Source organism: Sutcliffiella cohnii (assembly GCF_002250055.1).
Classification (GTDB): domain Bacteria; phylum Bacillota; class Bacilli; order Bacillales; family Bacillaceae_I; genus Sutcliffiella; species Sutcliffiella cohnii.
Genome location: NZ_CP018866.1, coordinates 1,640,207 through 1,654,899 on the forward strand (window position 1 = coordinate 1,640,207; position 14,693 = coordinate 1,654,899).

Annotated in this window: 21 protein-coding genes, 1 pseudogene and 1 other annotated feature; of the genes and pseudogenes, 20 read left to right on the forward strand and 2 right to left on the reverse strand. The window is 34.8% G+C overall.

Going from position 1 to position 14,693, the window contains the following annotated elements; genetic code table 11:
* Positions 1–8: 8 nt before the first annotated feature.
* Complete coding sequence (locus tag BC6307_RS07905; protein WP_066411543.1) at positions 9–809, forward strand: AAC(3) family N-acetyltransferase; 801 nt, start codon at positions 9–11, stop codon at positions 807–809.
* Between the two features lie 50 nt (positions 810–859).
* On the opposite strand, the gene BC6307_RS07910 is transcribed toward BC6307_RS07905, so the two are convergent.
* Entirely contained in the window at positions 860–1,138 is a 279-nt protein-coding gene (locus BC6307_RS07910) for a hypothetical protein (RefSeq protein WP_066411540.1), read from the reverse strand.
* Between the two features lie 210 nt (positions 1,139–1,348).
* Here BC6307_RS07910 and BC6307_RS07915 point away from each other — a divergent pair, with 210 nt between their 5' ends.
* The 6 genes from BC6307_RS07915 to BC6307_RS07945 all read left to right on the forward strand — a co-directional run bounded on the left by BC6307_RS07915 (position 1,349) and on the right by BC6307_RS07945 (position 6,403).
* Complete coding sequence (locus tag BC6307_RS07915) at positions 1,349–1,702, forward strand: DUF3221 domain-containing protein (RefSeq protein WP_066411538.1); 354 nt, start codon at positions 1,349–1,351, stop codon at positions 1,700–1,702.
* A gap of 85 nt (positions 1,703–1,787) precedes the next feature.
* Positions 1,788–2,004, forward strand: a binding site (T-box leader).
* 55 nt (positions 2,005–2,059) lie between these two features.
* Positions 2,060–3,496 carry a proline--tRNA ligase gene (proS, locus tag BC6307_RS07920; RefSeq protein ID WP_066411536.1) on the forward strand — a complete coding sequence of 479 codons (1,437 nt, stop codon included), beginning with the start codon at positions 2,060–2,062 and terminating at the stop codon, positions 3,494–3,496.
* A 201-nt stretch (positions 3,497–3,697) separates the two neighbouring features.
* Positions 3,698–4,303: a hypothetical protein gene (locus BC6307_RS07925; protein WP_066411534.1), complete on the forward strand. Its 606-nt coding sequence runs from the start codon at positions 3,698–3,700 to the stop codon at positions 4,301–4,303.
* Between the two features lie 428 nt (positions 4,304–4,731).
* Entirely contained in the window at positions 4,732–5,118 is a 387-nt protein-coding gene (locus BC6307_RS07935) for a VOC family protein (protein ID WP_066411528.1), read from the forward strand.
* A gap of 19 nt (positions 5,119–5,137) precedes the next feature.
* Positions 5,138–5,779, forward strand: a complete 642-nt coding sequence (locus tag BC6307_RS07940) for a pyridoxamine 5'-phosphate oxidase family protein (protein WP_066411526.1) — start codon at positions 5,138–5,140, stop codon at positions 5,777–5,779.
* A gap of 63 nt (positions 5,780–5,842) precedes the next feature.
* Positions 5,843–6,403, forward strand: coding sequence for an NUDIX hydrolase (locus BC6307_RS07945; protein WP_066411524.1), 561 nt, complete (start codon positions 5,843–5,845; stop codon positions 6,401–6,403).
* Between the two features lie 63 nt (positions 6,404–6,466).
* Here the strand turns inward: BC6307_RS07945 and BC6307_RS07950 are convergent.
* Positions 6,467–6,718: pseudogene (locus BC6307_RS07950) on the reverse strand (GNAT family N-acetyltransferase); the annotation flags it as partial.
* Between the two features lie 290 nt (positions 6,719–7,008).
* Here BC6307_RS07950 and BC6307_RS07955 point away from each other — a divergent pair.
* The 13 genes from BC6307_RS07955 (at position 7,009) to BC6307_RS08015 (ending at position 14,116) form a co-directional block, all read left to right on the forward strand.
* Positions 7,009–7,461, forward strand: a complete 453-nt coding sequence (locus BC6307_RS07955; RefSeq protein WP_066411521.1) for a MarR family winged helix-turn-helix transcriptional regulator — start codon at positions 7,009–7,011, stop codon at positions 7,459–7,461.
* A gap of 24 nt (positions 7,462–7,485) precedes the next feature.
* Entirely contained in the window at positions 7,486–7,998 is a 513-nt protein-coding gene (paiA, locus tag BC6307_RS07960) for a spermidine/spermine N(1)-acetyltransferase (RefSeq protein ID WP_066411518.1), read from the forward strand.
* 21 nt (positions 7,999–8,019) lie between these two features.
* Positions 8,020–8,631 (forward strand): FMN-binding negative transcriptional regulator, encoded by a 612-nt coding sequence (locus BC6307_RS07965; protein WP_066411515.1) that lies wholly within the window; start codon positions 8,020–8,022, stop codon positions 8,629–8,631.
* 85 nt (positions 8,632–8,716) lie between these two features.
* Positions 8,717–9,286, forward strand: coding sequence for a DUF4256 domain-containing protein (locus BC6307_RS07970; RefSeq protein ID WP_066411512.1), 570 nt, complete (start codon positions 8,717–8,719; stop codon positions 9,284–9,286).
* Positions 9,287–9,636: 350 nt separating this feature from the next.
* Positions 9,637–10,281, forward strand: coding sequence for a 2OG-Fe(II) oxygenase (locus BC6307_RS07975; RefSeq protein WP_066411509.1), 645 nt, complete (start codon positions 9,637–9,639; stop codon positions 10,279–10,281).
* A gap of 121 nt (positions 10,282–10,402) precedes the next feature.
* Positions 10,403–10,609 (forward strand): hypothetical protein, encoded by a 207-nt coding sequence (locus BC6307_RS07980; RefSeq protein WP_066411506.1) that lies wholly within the window; start codon positions 10,403–10,405, stop codon positions 10,607–10,609.
* A 235-nt stretch (positions 10,610–10,844) separates the two neighbouring features.
* Positions 10,845–11,036 (forward strand): hypothetical protein, encoded by a 192-nt coding sequence (locus BC6307_RS07985; RefSeq protein ID WP_066411503.1) that lies wholly within the window; start codon positions 10,845–10,847, stop codon positions 11,034–11,036.
* The gene (locus BC6307_RS07990) at positions 11,029–11,208 is read left to right on the forward strand and encodes a hypothetical protein (RefSeq protein ID WP_066411495.1); all 180 of its coding nucleotides are present in this window, start codon (positions 11,029–11,031) and stop codon (positions 11,206–11,208) included. The genes BC6307_RS07985 and BC6307_RS07990 overlap by 8 nt, the downstream gene beginning before the upstream one ends.
* 81 nt (positions 11,209–11,289) lie before the next feature.
* Positions 11,290–11,583, forward strand: a complete 294-nt coding sequence (locus tag BC6307_RS07995; RefSeq protein ID WP_066411493.1) for an RNA polymerase alpha subunit C-terminal domain-containing protein — start codon at positions 11,290–11,292, stop codon at positions 11,581–11,583.
* A gap of 82 nt (positions 11,584–11,665) precedes the next feature.
* Positions 11,666–12,430 carry a nucleotidyltransferase domain-containing protein gene (locus BC6307_RS08000; RefSeq protein WP_084380131.1) on the forward strand — a complete coding sequence of 255 codons (765 nt, stop codon included), beginning with the start codon at positions 11,666–11,668 and terminating at the stop codon, positions 12,428–12,430.
* Positions 12,427–12,936, forward strand: coding sequence for a hypothetical protein (locus tag BC6307_RS08005; RefSeq protein ID WP_157076576.1), 510 nt, complete (start codon positions 12,427–12,429; stop codon positions 12,934–12,936). The genes BC6307_RS08000 and BC6307_RS08005 overlap by 4 nt, the downstream gene beginning before the upstream one ends.
* 61 nt (positions 12,937–12,997) lie before the next feature.
* The gene (locus BC6307_RS08010) at positions 12,998–13,201 is read left to right on the forward strand and encodes a hypothetical protein (protein WP_066411487.1); all 204 of its coding nucleotides are present in this window, start codon (positions 12,998–13,000) and stop codon (positions 13,199–13,201) included.
* A 33-nt stretch (positions 13,202–13,234) separates the two neighbouring features.
* Positions 13,235–14,116, forward strand: coding sequence for a GNAT family N-acetyltransferase (locus tag BC6307_RS08015; protein WP_066411484.1), 882 nt, complete (start codon positions 13,235–13,237; stop codon positions 14,114–14,116).
* The last annotated feature ends 577 nt before the right edge of the window (positions 14,117–14,693 follow it).

The window sequence follows — 14,693 nt, forward strand, 5'->3', positions numbered from 1 at the left end:
GGATTAGTATGAGCGAATTAAAAGTAATGGAAGAAATGAAAAGTCCAAATACGAGGGGGAGTTTGAGAAGAGAGTTTGAATTGTTAGGGCTGAAAAAAGGAATGGTAGTGATCATCCATTCCTCATTAAGCTCGCTCGGTTGGGTTTGTGGTGGAGCTGTCGCTGTTGTGCAAGCTCTAATGGACGTCGTTGGGGAAGAAGGAACTATTGTTATGCCTACTCAAACAGGTGACAATTCGGACCCTTCAGGATGGCAAAATCCACCTGTTCCAGAAGAGTGGTGGGCGACAATCCGTAACGAGATGCCTGCCTTTGATCCTGACATCACTCCAACGAGAGGGATGGGGAAAGTAGTAGAGACGTTTCGAACATTTCCAAATGTAAAAAGAAGTTCCCATCCGATGTATTCATTTTCAGCTTGGGGAAAACATGCAGAATATATTATATCTGAACAACCGTTAGACGCCGGTTTTGGCCAACAATCTCCATTAGGGAAAATTTATGATTTAAACGGTAAAGTGTTACTGATTGGAGTTGGACATGACAGCAATACGTCCTTACATCTAGCGGAACATGCGAAGCCTCATCCAACAATTGTAGAAAAAGGTACAGCTATGCTCGTCAATGGTGAGCGCAAATGGGTGAACTATAAAGAAATAGAATACGATGCGGATGTATTTGAAGCGATAGGTAGCGTTTATGAAAAAAACCATTCCTTTTCACAATATACGGTAGGGAAGAGTTCTTGTAAGTTAGTAAATCAAAGAGAAATAGTAGATTTTGCACGTAGGTGGTTTCAGGAGAATTAATAAAAAAGAAAAGCCCTTATCACAAGTAAATATGGTAAGGGCTTCACCTATTAATTAACAGACTTAGCAATTCCGTTTAAACTTTGAAGAATGGATTGCTTGTCTCCGCCGCAATAAAAAGCAGTTACTAGCTCATAGCATGATGCTACATCAATTAAATAACAACGGTGTGTGCTCATGTCGTACACAAAATGACTTTGTACATCACCAGTAGTAGCATCACACACTTTATAAGATGCAAGATCAAATAATTCACGAAGTCCATTTTGAGCTAAGCCCATCACTTCTTCTCTCGATACTTCTTTAATAGCTGTTAGGCCTTTGTTCATGTTAAAACCTCCAGTTTTTATATAAAATCGTACGATGAAAGTCGTATTAAATTGGTTTTCTACTTATAAAATTTTATCATATTTTTATAGGCTAATAGAAATAATTAGCCTCGATGGTTTCGTTCGAAAGAGGATATTTATTAGTGTTGGTAGAAAATAACTTTAGATAGATATTAGATTTTAATTAGTAGATGAAATGGGGGCTAGTTCATGAAAAAGTTAGTTTTTGCTATCGTCATAGTGTTCTTGCTCGCAGCTTGCGACACATATGATGATATGGAGCTTAAGGTTGACACTACAAGTGATGCGCAGCATATTGGAAAAATTATAAGAAAAAGCAAAAATACCATTCTTGTAGAGGAACTTGTAAGTAAGAATGGTCAACCGCTAGGGAAGATTTGGGTAAGTATTAATGATGAGACGGAAATAGTGGATTCAGAAGGAGCTACAATAAAGTTTGCGCATTTAAAAAAAGGACAAGCAGTGGAAGTTTGGAATAACGGAATAATCCTTGAGTCCGATCCAGCTAAAACTACGGCTTTGAAAATTAAAACAGGTTTATAATGAATTTTGTTTGACCACAATAAATATTATACCGTAAACAATTGAATTACTTTTAGCAATTTGATATATTATTGTAAGAATAAATAACAATTCAATGAAGTGATCAAGTAAATAAGAATTGTGAAACAGAAAATATAGCCTAGGCTGAAAGCTATATCACCCCTTCTTATTGAAACCTACCACGGAGATGTTAGTACAAGGCTAACCGAGTCGTTTCGTTACAAACGCTAGAGGACATTATAATTTTTTATAATGTTGAACTAAGGTGGTACCACGTCTATAAGCGTAAAGACGTCCTTTTATAAGGACTTTCTTTACGCTTTTTTAATTGTTACATAAATGATAGGAGGAAGAAAAATGTCACAAAACACAAACGATTTTACCAAATGGTACATTGAAACAATTCAAAAAGCGGATTTAATGGATTACACTCCAGTTCGTGGATGTATCGCATTTAAGCCAGATGGGTATGAATTATGGGAGCATATTAAAGATGAAATGGACCGACGTTTTAAAGAAACAGGCCATCGTAATGCGTATTTCCCAATGTTAATCCCAGAATCATTCTTCCAGAAGGAAAAGGATCATATTGAAGGTTTCTCCCCAGAACTTCCTTGGGTAACAGAAGCAGCTGGTGAGCAACTAGAGGAACGTCTAGCACTTCGTCCTACTTCTGAAACAATGATTGGTCATTTATATTCTAACTGGATCAAAAGCTATCGCGATCTTCCAGTTTTAATCAATCAATGGGCAAACGTATTCCGTTGGGAAAAGAAAACTCTTCCATTCATTCGTACTTCTGAGTTCTTGTGGCAAGAAGGTCATACAGCTCACATCGACGAGGAAGACGCTCGTAAAGAAACGATGCAAATGTTAGAAATATATAAAGAAGTAGTAGAAGGACTTCTAGCTATTCCAGTGTACGACGGACAAAAGACTCCGTTAGAACGTTTTGCTGGTGCGGTTGATACTTTCTCTATTGAAGCGATGATGAAAGATGGGAAAGCAGTCCAAGCTGGTACTTCTCACTATTTAGGGACGAAGTTTGCAGAAGCATTTGATATTAAATTTTTAACGAAAGAAAATAAACATGAGTACGTGCATACAACTTCTTGGGGTACGTCTACTCGTTTAATTGGTTCGGTTATTATGGTTCATGGTGACGAGCAAGGTCTTGTTTTACCACCAAAAATTGCGCCAACTCAAGTTGTATTAGTTCCAGTTGGACCATGGAAGAAGAAACCAGAAATTATCGAGAAATTAGATGAAATCTTTGCAAGCCTAAAAGCGGAAGGAATTCGCGTACGTCTTGATGATTCGGATCAATCACCAGGATTTAAATTCAATGAGTGGGAGTTAAAAGGTGTACCTGTTCGTATTGAACTTGGACCACGTGACTTAGACAATAACCAAGTGTTAATGAAGTCTCGTGACGAAGCGGATAAAGTTTCTGTATCTTTAGATGCTGTTGTAGAAAGCATTAAACAAGAACTTGAAACGATGCAAACGAGACTTTTCGAAAAAGCTAAAGCATTCCGTGCGGAGCATTCACACACGCACATTGATACGATGGAACAGCTAGAACAACATTTAGCAGAATCAGAAAAAAATGACACAATTCCTGGTTGGATTTTAGCTGGTTGGTGTGGAGACGATGCTTGTGAAGAAAGCGTAAAAGACAAAACGAAATTCACAACACGTAACATTCCGTTCAATCCACCAACAACAAAGCATACTTGCCTAAATTGTGGGGAAGAAGCAAAACATACTGTTTGGTTTGCTCGTGCGTATTAATCAATAATTATAAAAGTTGAAACCGGGAGCGGCGTTATGCCACTCTCGGTTTTTTATTTGGATGTTTAGAGTAGCGGAGTCAACGACAAGTCCGGAGAAAAATTATTTTTGTTTGAGCTCGCTAGTACGAGGACAAAAACTGCTATTACGGCTATAATTAACTTAAAATTCAGTTAATTAAAAGTTGAGGAGTTGTTTTATATGAAAGGACGAAAAATCCGGCTATTCTTATTTTCCCTTATTTTTGTTTTTATCTTTGTAGGTTGTACAAAAAAAGAAGAGGCTTCCCTTTCAGTCTCTGATGAAAAAATTAGTGAGCTTGAAAATAAAATGACAAAACTAGAAGAAGAACTCTATAAACAGCAAGCAATTAAAGAAGAAACAAAGGAGTTAATAGCTAAAGTTCAAGATTATGATGAGTTAAAAATTAGTATTCAAATGTTAGAAGAATCCTATTTATATGTAATGAATCAAAATTATGTATTAGATAGGTTGTTACAACATACTACGTCTTTTAAAACGGCAATGTTAAATAGTGCAAAATTAAAGGATGACTCCTTAAGCATTAACATTACGTATATGGACAAAGTAACGGATGATGAAGCACCAAATGGATTTCGTTTAATTGAAACGAGCGAAGGAACTAAAGATATCCTTATAAAAGAAGGTGTCCCAATTTTGTTACAAGAAAATCCTGGGATGCTAATGGAAGCAACATGGGAGCATGTTGTTGACCACCGTGGATTTTTGCAATTATTCGAAAAAGATGGGGAAGTCATATTTATCTTAGAATCTTATATTCCTTAATGAATGAGAGAGCTGCTACACCTGTTTCTACACTTTGAAAGTTCACAACACGTAACTTTCCTCATCAACAAATCGAAGCCGAGAGTAGTTAGTTGAGCAACTCTTGGCTTTTTCACTATATAGGTTCTTTTTTTGGAAATATATGATAAAATTTAATAGAATGTTCAGTTATTTTAGGGGACTGTGTGAGGGGGAGTAGCTTGTATTACGATGGGATAGGATCAATCATTAATAGTATATTATTTTTGTGGATTGTATTTCTTGTATTTCAAAGGATAAATAATCGTTACCCTGCGAGTAATCCTTGGAAAAAGGATTTAATCTTGACCTTTATCCAAAGTGTAGTCGTTGTTTTAGTTGCACTTCCTATTATGTACTTCTTTATTAAGTAAATTCGTTTATCAATGGCTATGGAGGAGGTATTAGTAGTGAGTATAGTAAAAGAGATTAACTGTATTTATCTCCCTACAACTAATACAGAAAATGCGGTGAAATGGTATGTTGAAACTCTCGGTTTAGAGTTGATGGGACCAGTCCATGAAAATCAGGCACAACTACGAATTCCCTCTGGAACCTCCATTTTTTTAATAAGAACACCTAAACCGACAACCCTTAATTATATAGAAATAGGTGGAACGGAACAAAGTGTACTAACTATAGAAGTCTATGACATTCACAACCTATTTAATAAAATGAAGAATAATGGTACTTTTGTGTCACCTATAGAAGATAACGGGAGCTGTGGGCTGAATTTTTATGCCTATGATCCAGACGGCAATAAACTTGATATTTGGGGCGGTTGGCCATCTAAATAGATAAAAAATAAAGAGGTGGATGATGAAAGAACGCTATCAATTCCAAAAAACGATTGAAACAGAGGAAGAGCTTAGGTCCATCTTAGGGTATCCGAGTGAATTAGTGAAAAATAAAGTTATTACATATCTTGATCATCATTGTAAAGAGTTTATATCAAAATCACCGTTTGTAGTCATGTCTACTGCAGATAAATCTGGCTCTTGTGATGTTTCACCTAGAGGGGACCAACCAGGTTTTGTTCAAGTGTTAAGTGAACAGCAATTAATAATCCCTGAAAGACCTGGAAATAAACGAATGGACTCGATGCGAAATATTTTATCGAACCCTAACGTTGGCCTTATCTTTTTAATCCCAGGATTAGGAGAAACATTAAGAGTGAACGGGAAAGCAAAATTAGTAATGGATGACGAATTACTTGACGCAATGGCGGTAAAAGGAAAGAAACCACTTATAGGCATTGGAGTAGAAGTGGAAGAGTGCTTTATCCATTGTGCCAAAGCATTCAAACGCTCAGGTTTATGGGAACCAAGCACATGGACAGAAAAAAAATTGCTGCCGTCTCCTTCTAAAATTCTTTTTGAGCATGCGAAGCTACCAAACACCAGTGTAGAATCGATAGAAGAAAGATTAGTAGAAAGTTATTCTAAAAGACTTTATTAACATAAAGGAAGGGTATCTCCTTAAACATTGGAGTACTCCTCCTAATTATTTATGGAGGTTCTTATGGATAAGTGGAAGACATTGAAATCAGAGTATATAAATAAAAGCCCATTTGGCAACATTAGAAAAGATAGTTGTGAGCTGCCAAATGGTATTGTGATTGACGAGTATTATGTTAATGAATATAGCGATTGGGTGAACGCGGTTGTTATAACTAAAGAAAATCAAATCTTGTTAGTGGAACAATATCGTTACGCCGGGGAAGATTTTTTCTTAGAGGTGCCAGCCGGGAAAAAAGAAGGAAATGAAACGGATGAAGAAGGTTTAATTAGAGAAGTAAGAGAAGAAACAGGCTATATATCGGATACAAAACCTATCTTCTTAGGTGAATTTATGGTGAATCCAGCTACCCAAAACAATAAAATAAAAACCTTTCTCCTATTGGATGCATACAAAAAACATGAGCAAGACTTAGATGATACAGAAGAGATAGATGTTAAATTGTATGATTTTGATTGCTTTGGAGAGCTAATAACAACAAATAAAATTAAAACACAACTTTTTACAGTAACGGCTTATTTTATGGCAAAAAATTATCTTGTAGAGAATAATCATTATAAATAATAGTTTGGGCATGTTTTGGACAAGCAGTTTGGTCAAAACATGCTTATATTTTTTTAGCTTTAATTAATCTTCTGAAGGTTTTTTAGGTCCGGTAAGTTCTAATTGATAAAATGCTAAATCAAGCCATCTATTAAATTTGTATCCTGCCTTTTTAATCGTACCAGAGTGAACAAAACCAAAACTTTTATGAATAGCGATACTTTTTTCATTTGTTGCATCAATTCCAGCAATTAAGGTCATATATTCTTTCTGTTTGGCAATTGCGATTATCTCTTTCAAAAGTGAAGTACCAATTCCTCTCTTTCTAAATTCTTTATGTAAAAGTGGACAGAGGGACAGGTCCCTTGTCCACACATTTTTTGGTAATTTAAGAAAAAAGTAGAAATATGTGTGTGAACTTGTTCGTAAATAATCCTTAATATAAATGAAAGCGGATGGAATGTAAAGAAACAATGAGTTGTAAAGTGTAGGTTACTTTACTGGACGAGAAATTCTTTGTCGCTAATTCATTATTTATTTTTGTTGCATATACAACAAAAATAGATTATATTTAACATATATTTTTTTGTTGTATTTACAACAAAAAATACTAAAAGGAGGTTAGTATGAAAGAAATCCTTCGTGAAATTGGTATGATAGCCAGGGCGTTAGATTCGATAAGTAATATGGAGTTTAAAGAATTTGACCTTACAAAAGGGCAATACTTGTACCTTGTGAGGATATGTGAAAACCCAGGTATCATTCAAGAAAAATTAGCTGAGATGATAAAAGTAGATCGCACAACAGCAGCTCGGGCTATAAAGAAATTGGAGCTTAATGGCTTTATTGAAAAGAAAGATGATTCCCATAACAAAAAAATAAAAAAACTTTATCCAACAGAAAAAGGGACACAAGTGTTTCCTTTTATAATAAGAGAAAATGAACATTCTAATACCGTTGCTTTAGCAGGATTCTCTGAAACAGAAATAGAAACTATTTATGAACTACTTCAAAGAGTTAGAAAAAATATAGAAAAAGATTGGGATTTTGTGAAAAAAGGGAACAAGAGAGAGTATTAAGCACAAAAGGGAGGTACTAAAAAATTGATACATATAAAACAATGTACGATAGACGATCTCAAACCTTTACAAGACATTAGTTACGTCACTTTTAACGAAACTTTTAAGGATCAAAATTCTCCTGAAAATATGAAAGCCTATTTAGAAATAGCATTTAACTTAGAACAATTAGGAAATGAGTTGTCTAATCCATTTTCGAAATTCTTTTTTGCTTATGTAAATGGTGAAGTCGCTGGATATTTAAAAGTAAATACGAATGACGCACAATCGGAAGAGATGGGAACTGATTCTCTAGAGATTGAGAGGATTTATATTATGAGCGAATTCCAAAAACATGGACTTGGTAAACTTTTGTACAATAAAGCGATTGAAATTGCGCTGGAACATAATAAAGAGAAAGTATGGCTAGGTGTTTGGGAGAAAAATGAGAACGCGATAGCTTTTTATGAAAAAATGGGGTTTGTTCAAACAGGAGCACATGCTTTTATTATGGGTGATGAGGAGCAAACAGACTTTATTATGACGAAAGTACTTTAACTTTTGGAAAGGTGGATGGTGATGTATATACCAAAATATTTTAAAATCGAAGAGGAAGAAGTCATTTATGATTTTATTGACAAGTATGGCTTTGCAACATTATTCTCCCAGCACGAAGGAGAGCCGTATGCTACTCATCTACCTCTAATGTTAAATAAAACGGAGAATGCTTTATACGGACACTTTGCACGACCGAATGAACAATGGAAGGATGCAGAAAACCAACAAGTTCTTGCCGTTTTCCAAGGTCCACATTGTTATATTTCTCCATCCTGGTATGAAACGGATAAGGCAGTCCCTACTTGGAATTACGTGTCTATCCATGTATATGGAAAAATGGAGATTGTGGATGATCCAAAAGCAGTATTTGACTCTTTAAATGATTTGGTAGAGAAATATGAAAGTGATGATAGTCCATACAGTTTGGGGGAGGTTGAGCCTAGTTATGTGGAAGGACTGTCAAAAGGAATTGTAGCGTTTAAAATAAACATTACAAAAATAGAAGCGAAAGCTAAGTTAAGTCAAAACCATCCAATCGAACGTCAAAAGTTAGTCATTCAACATTTAGAAAATAGTACGGATGAAGATAATTTACGAGTAGCTTCTCTTATGAAAAAAAACTTGCAAAAATAAACAGCATTTAATGAACAAATTTTAAAAAACTATATAAATAAGGTAAAGTTATAGTATATTTTATTTTCGATAAGGGAGTTTTACCATGACAAAAAGTAATAATCAAGAATTGTCACAAGAGCAACGGGAAGAATTACTTAAAACATTGCATGATCGTTTTGAGAAAAATAGAAACCGCCATGAGGAGCTTGAATGGAGTAACGTCCTAGTGAAACTAGTAGCTAATCCTGAAAAACTTTCGTCTCTTTATGAAATGGAAAAAACGGAAGGAGAACCAGATGTAGTTGGCTATGATAGAGAAACGGATGAATACATATTTTATGATTGCTCAGCGGAAAGTCCTAAAGGTCGTAGAAGTGTTTGTTACGACCAAGAAGCACTAGAATCTAGGAAGAAACATAAACCAGAAAATAGTGCTATTAATATGGCGACTGACATGGGGATTGAACTACTAACAGAAGAACAATATCGCGAGCTGCAAAAGCTTGGAAACTTTGACCTTAAAACGTCAAGTTGGATACAAACACCAGCGGATATTAGAGAACGAGGTGGTGCCCTATTTTGCGATAGCCGCTACGGCCACGTCTTCGTCTACCACAACGGAGCAGAATCCTACTACGCCGCAAGAGGATTCCGCGGCTCATTAAGAGTCTAGTGGACAGAGGGATAGTGGACAGAGGGACAGGTCCCTCGTCCACACATTTTCTGGAAAATAAGAGTTGAGTAACACTAATTTTATAAATCAAGTAGGTATGGGTTCTGACAAAAGGGCCCTTTTTTTATGCTTCCACTAAATTTGTAAACATTTTCAAACCATTTAAAGTAAAAAAATATCTTTTTATTCCAAAAAAATATAGAAAAATATCAGTCTTCAGTGTAAAATATTTAATTATTTATCGCTTTTTGATAGATAGGGGAAACGTACAAGGTTAAATACGAATCAATAAATCGCTTTAAAACAATCTGATTATTCTAAAAATTTTATATTGAAGAGGTTGATGAAAGTTGACAGAACAATTAGCTACAAAAGAACCTACTATTTTTAATCACATTGGAAATAAAATTGTAACAGATGACCGAGTCATAAACATCATTGCTAGATTAGAAGAACCGTTAGTGGTAATTCTAGGAAATGTTCTAAGTGATAAAGAATGTGATGAGCTAATTAAATTGTCAAAGGATAGACTAGAACACTCAAAAGTTGCTAATTCTTTAAAAGTAAACGAGTTGAGAACGAGTAGTAGTACATTTTTGCCAGAAGGTGAAAATGAGATTGTTGCAAGAGTGGAAAAGCGAATCTCCCAAATAATGAATATTCCTGTAGAACATGGTGAAGGACTTCAAATATTAAACTATAAAATTGGCCAAGAGTATAAGGCCCATTTTGACTTTTTTACATCTAAAAGTGGAAAGGTTCAAAATCCTCGCATAAGTACACTTGTTATGTACTTAAATGACGTAGAAGAAGGCGGAGAAACATATTTCCCCAAACTAAAATATTCCGTTTCACCACAAAAAGGGATGGCCGTTTATTTTGAGTATTTTTATAACGATCAAACTTTAAATGAACTAACATTACATGGTGGAGCACCCGTTACTATCGGTGACAAATGGGCTGCAACGCAATGGATGCGCAGACAACGAACGTAGTGGACAGAGGGACTAGCTTCCTCGTCCGCTTTTTTTAATTGGAATATGGATTCTCTTTATTTTAGTAGACTTTCCCAGTTCCGCTACAAATGGTATAATAGATAAATCATGGAGGGGTTAGATGAAATTAAAGACACTAAGTTCCAAAATTGCTATTATTGTATCATCTGTTACAGTTGCATTATGTATAGTTTTTGCAAGTCAGGCATATTTCAGCTACCAAGAGGTTAAAAGTTTAGCTGATGGTTGTTACGATAAAGGTGGACTTCCAAGTATTCAAAAAACTGGATTCACCGTTAAACATTTTTCGTGTAATTTAGATGGGTAAATGTACATACATATAAAACTGCCAAATGGATCTATCTCTTAGTATATCGTTTACTGGGATAGGTCCTTTTTTATAGACAGAGGTCCTATTCGATCCATTTTTTGGTATGTGCTCTGTTTTAGTATCTTCACTAACTCAACAAGGAATAAATCTTTATACAGATTTTGCAAAAAAACTATATAATAAATGTAAGTATAAATGCATTGAAAAATGACAATTAACAGGGGGAGATTAATTGACTAGGTGGAAACGTTACTGGATATTAATGCCGCCATTTTTTATTACAATGTTATTGGTCTTTTTCCTTTTACCAAACCCATATAAGGGGCTTTTATTTGTAGTTCCAATTCTATTTTGGATAACATTATCAATATGGAATTATATTGGCGACCGGAAAAAGACTATTGGAGGATTAACAGATGACTAAAACAGTCACTTTCTCGGTAAGTACGATGAATCTGAAAGAAACCATTGCCTTAAAAGAGTTAGGTATTGACGAGAAAAGAAGTGAAATAGAAATTAAACAAGCAGTAGACGCTTATTTCAAAGAATGGGTTTGGAATAAAGTTTCCTTTTCGTATGTAATAGAAGAAGAATAACTATTCGCTTTGTACATAAATGGTTAAAATGGTATATAGAGAACATACTTATGCTAGTCCAGTATTTTGTTTGGAGGGATTATGTTGAAAGAAAAGAAGAAATTGAAGGTTTGTGATAAAGGTCATGAGTTTTATAAAAGCAGTGATTGTCCAACCTGTCCAACGTGTGAAAAAGAAAATAAGCCTACGAGTGGCTTTCTCTCGAAACTTAGTTCACCTGCAAGAAGTGCGTTAATTCACGAAGGGATTGAAACTTTAACAGCACTATCAAAGTATACGGAAAAAGAAATTTTAAAGCTACATGGCATTGGACCAGCTTCTTTACCAACATTGAGAGCATCTCTTAAAGAAGAAGGGTTATCATTTAAAGAATAGTTTTAAAGGTACTTAGTTTGATGAACTCTTCACTATGATGAAAGTAGGATTTCGTAAATATAAGGTGAGGGAGTCGATTGCAATGTTAAAAGCCGGTTACGGCCTAGACCATAATGGATTTATCGAAAGCGATGTTAGTATAGAAAAAATTGATAAATCCTATATGCCATGTATTCAAGAATCGATTGAGAGTCTTAAAAAATTGTTTCCTCAACAACTACATAGTGTTTATGTGTATGGTAGCGTAGCAAGAGGGGATGCAATACCACTAAAGTCAGATTTAGATCTAATTGCCATGTTTAACAGCCAACTTAGTGCCGAGAAGTTGGCTGCACTAAAAACTCTCGCAAGTGAACTGTCTGTAAAGTACGGTTCTCTCGTTCGAGATGTAGGTATTGCTGTTGCATATTACGATTACACCGTTGATCCTACTAATTATTATGAAAATGCCTTTATAAAGGAAATATCAGTTTGTGTGTACGGAGAGGATGTAGGGGAGCGATTTGGTCCGTATAAACTTACACCAGAGATAGCGATTAGTTTCAATGGCGATATATGTAATTATGTTACTAGGACGTTAAAAAGGTTAGAAACAGCAGCTTCTATAGAAGATTTTAAAATTATTTCACAAGGCTTCGCTCGTAAACTCATCCGAACATACTATTCCATGGTGATGGCACGCTCACAAATATGGACGACTAAACTTCACGAACAATCTGACGTTTTTACCCACTACTTCCCACATAAAGCACCTATAATCAGAAGCTTACATGAATGGATAAATCAACCTCCTACTGAACGGGATACTGTATTTGAGTTGTTTAAAATAGAGGGAGGAGGGCAATGATGAAAAATAAAATTCTAATTCCCGTAGTCTTGATTATTATTTTATTTTTCGGATTTCTAGCTTTTCTAGTAATGAATCCACCCCTTTACATTCGTGGACACGGCACAACTGTTGAACCTATCCTAGATAAAGAGGGAAATCTGTATGTTGTCGCTGGTGTTAATCCTGAGAACCATGGCTTTGCAAACATAAAGCTAAAAGAAGTTATAGTAAACGATTCGTACAAGCCTGTAAAAGTTGAACTCGGACTTAGCCGTTCCAACACGATGGTTATGATTGCAGAAGCAGTGGGTGAAACGAGAGAAGGTTTTAGTTTTCATAACATAGAAGATTATCCGATAAAGACACCTCCTAAGCAAGAATACGAGGAAGGAGTTTTTGACACGATTAGAGAATACGGTATTATTGTCTATCACGATGATGAGATAAAGAATGTTCTTATTAAATATAGTTACTTAGGTATTCCTTTTAAGCAACTGGTGGTTATTAACACTGGTGAAGATTGATAAGGGTGCGTTTATAGTAGAAGGACTAGTGGCAAACGGAAAAAGAAAGGAGATATAATGCATGAAAAATCTTACTCTATTCGGAAAAGTGAACTTTGGATTAGGAATTATATTTTTTATACTAGGAGTATTGTTGTTTGTTCAAAATTTTAATGAAGTATTTGTTTTTAAAGATCAATATTTGTCCATATCGTTGGTGTGTCTAGGAATTGCACTATTTTTTGCCTCCTATTTACAACAAAAAATTAGGAATAAACATTCATAGATTTACTTAAGGTCGGTATTAAGGGGAAATAACATGAACGAATTACATTTCATAAAAGATTACAAGAATGATAAGAAACTAAGAAAAAGTTTCAACGAGCTTGCTACAAAGGTATTTGGTATCAATTTTGAAGAATGGTACACATTGGGTTTTTGGAGTGAACGATATTTACCTTTTTCTTACGTTAATGAGGGGAAAGTTGTCGCAAATGTTTCTGTCAATGTACTAGGTTTCGTGATTAATGGTGAGAAAAAAAGAGCACTACAAATTGGGACAGTCATGACACACCCTGATTATCGAAATAAGGGTGTGTCGGCTAGCTTAATGAATAAAGTGTTAAAAGAATACGAAGATAAATACGATTATATGTATTTATTTGCTAATCAAACTGTTTTAAATTTCTATCCTAAATTTGGTTTTAAACCAGTAAATGAGTACCAATATTCAATGAACTATTCACCAAGTAATGTAGATACAACCGGTATTCGTAAACTCAATGGTACCAATGTAGACGATCTACATTTTATCTATCAATTTGCATCTAAAAGAGTGCCTGTTTCTCAAACATTTGGAACGGAAAATACGCAGTCTATTCTCATGTTTCATTGCATGTATGTGTTTCATCAGGATATATACTACCTAGAACGCGAGGATGCTATTGTCATTTATAAAAAGGATAAAAATCAAATTGATATTTTTGATATTATTACGAAAAACGCTGTTGATATTGACGCAATTCTATCAAAAATATGTGATGAAGAGACTACTAAAATAGTTTTTCATTACACTCCGGATTATCAAGGCATTCATACAGAAAGAAATATTGCTAATGGAAGTGACGTATTATTTGTAAGAGAAAACGATAATAATCATTTCCCACTGCAAATGAAACATCCTGTTACTTCACAAGCTTGAGTGTAAGAGGTAGAAGAGCAATAAGATGGTAATCAAAATGAGTCTTAGGTGGAGGGAATACTAGTGAGTGTAGATACGAATTCCCTTGTAACCTTTATAAGTCTCTGGGGAATAAAGGGTGCTATTCTTCAAGAAGGGGAATAGCTTTTTGTTTAAGTTATTGTAGAATGAGGCGCAGAAATGTGGAATAAGAAAATTGAGGGATTTATATGGGGGGAATTTTATTGTTTTGACACAGAAAACAATTTACTATCTCCCAATAAAGCCGTTAATAGGTTTATCGGTTTTAATTTTATTAGTAACTCAACTATCTATTATAGTTAAGAAAGGGGATGGAAGATGAAAAAATTTACTAATACTCATTTAGCAATAATAACATCCAGTTTAATTCTAATATCTGTTATTTACAGTTTGATTGTCAATGAGCCAATATATAAATTTACCTCATTTTACCAAAATGTGACAATGATGGTGTCTATCATTACATTATCAATTCACTATAATGCTTTGAAAGAGAATAAAGAGAAGAAGAATCTAATTTTACTAAGTCTAGTAGTACCCATTGCAGTGATTATGT